This window comes from Halomonas sp. McD50-4 (assembly GCF_022348135.1).
Lineage (GTDB): Bacteria > Pseudomonadota > Gammaproteobacteria > Pseudomonadales > Halomonadaceae > Vreelandella > Vreelandella piezotolerans.
This window is the reverse complement of record NZ_JAKRFG010000039.1, coordinates 1-1,309: the sequence shown is the minus strand read 5'-3', so window position 1 is coordinate 1,309 and position 1,309 is coordinate 1. Positions and strand designations below refer to the sequence as shown.

The 1,309-nt window shown below is 64.6% G+C and carries 2 protein-coding genes; both read left to right on the top strand.

What is annotated here, in order from left to right; translation table 11 throughout:
- Positions 1-73: 73 nt before the first annotated feature.
- The gene (locus MHM85_RS18265; RefSeq protein WP_239286590.1) at positions 74-565 is read left to right on the top strand and encodes a transposase; all 492 of its coding nucleotides are present in this window, start codon (positions 74-76) and stop codon (positions 563-565) included.
- Positions 562-1,309 (top strand): DDE-type integrase/transposase/recombinase (locus tag MHM85_RS18260; RefSeq protein WP_239286589.1); only part of this gene is annotated, 748 nt, incomplete at its 3' end. The genes MHM85_RS18265 and MHM85_RS18260, both read left to right, overlap by 4 nt.

The window sequence follows — 1,309 nt, the reverse complement described above, 5'->3', positions numbered from 1 at the left end:
CCCACACTGTCAAGCTAGTTGGAGTGTCAACGGCTGTTAGACTCTGAACGATGTGGGGCGTGACGAGGTTCCGATGAAGTACTCCGATGAGCGCCGGGAAGCCATCCTCAAGAAGCTGCTCCCGCCGCATAACCGCACGGTGGCGGAGGTGGCCCAGGAAGAAGGCATCTCCGCGGCGACGCTGTACACCTGGCGCAAGAAGGCTCGGCAAGCTGGCCGCCTCCTGCCGGACCAGGGTGATGACCCTGAGGGCTGGAGCTCGCAGGACAAGTTCCACGCCGTACTGGAAACGGCGGCCCTCAGTGAAGCCGAGCGTGCCGAGTACTGCCGGCAGCGGGGCCTCTACCCCGAGCAGATCCAGCGCTGGCGGGCGAGCTGCGAAGGTGCCAACGACCGGAGCGATGCCGCTTCGAAGCAGGTCAGCGAAGCCCGCAAGGCGGAGCGCCAGGAGAACAAGGAGCTCAAACGTGAGCTTCGCCGCAAGGAGGCTGCTCTCGCGGAAACCGCGGCGCTGCTAGCGTTGAGAAAAAAGGCCCGAGCGATCTGGGGGGACGAGGACGAATGATCAGCACTTCAGATCGCCAGGACGCCGTACAGCTGATCGATGAAGCCCGCGCCGCAGGGGCCCGCCTGCAGGCCGCCTGTGCAGAGCTCGGCATCAGTACCAACACCTACCGTCGCTGGGTGCGGGGCGATCAGGACCGCCGGCCTGAGGCCGTGCGGCCTGTCCCGCGCCACGCGCTGTCGCCTGAGGAGTGTCAGCAGGTGCTGGAGATCTGCCATCGTCCTGAGTTTGCCAGCCTGCCGCCGGGGCAGATCGTGCCGCGGCTGCTGGACGAGGAAGGCCTCTATGTGGCGTCAGAGTCCAGCTACTACCGCATCCTCCGGGAGCATGGCGAGCAGCACCATCGTGGCCGGGCTCGTGCCCCACGTCCCAAGGGTGATCCACAGAGACACCGCGTAACGCGCCCAAATGCTTGTTGGAGCTGGGACGTGACATACCTTCCGACCCCGGTGCGTGGGCAGTTCTACTACCTCTACATGATCGTCGACATCTACAGCCGCAAGATCGTCGATGCCGAGGTCTTTGATCAGGAGACCATGGCCAACAGCAGCGAGGTCATCCAGCGGGCCGTGCTGCGCGAGGGATGTATCAGCCAGCCGCTGGTATTACACGCTGATAACGGCTCCGCCATGAAGGGCTCGACGCTCCAGGCGACGCTGCAGCGGCTGAACATCACCCCGTCGTACAGCCGCCCCCGAGTTTCCAATGACAACGCCTTCTCGGAGTCGCTGTTCCGGACCTGCA